This is a genomic window from Oleiphilus sp. HI0125 (genome assembly GCF_001635355.1).
Genome location: NZ_LWGF01000465.1, coordinates 1 through 329 on the forward strand (window position 1 = coordinate 1; position 329 = coordinate 329).

The following is a 329-nucleotide window of genomic DNA, read 5'->3' on the forward strand; positions in this document are numbered from 1 at the left end:
GCCCTCAATGCGAGACCATTCACTATCAAAATCCAAACATTGTCGCGGGCACACTTCCTGTATTCGAAGATAAAGTACTTCTTTGCAAGAGAGCCATTGAACCGCGCTATGGCTATTGGACACTGCCTGCAGGATTTATGGAAAACCAAGAAACGACCATGGAAGCAGCAGCACGAGAAACATGGGAAGAAGCCGAAGCAAAAGTAACGCTGCACTCCCTGTTAACCGTTATCAACGTTCCTCAAATCAATCAAGTCCATATGTACTTCTTGGCCACACTCATTGATGGCAAGTTCGGCGTTGGAACGGAAAGCCTTGAGTGCGCACTG

1 protein-coding gene is annotated in these 329 nt (G+C 47.4%); it reads left to right on the plus strand.

Annotated features, from left to right (window positions below; translation table 11 throughout):
• Nucleotides 1–329 (plus strand): NUDIX domain-containing protein (locus tag A3762_RS06095; protein ID WP_156493287.1); only part of this gene is annotated, 329 nt, incomplete at both ends.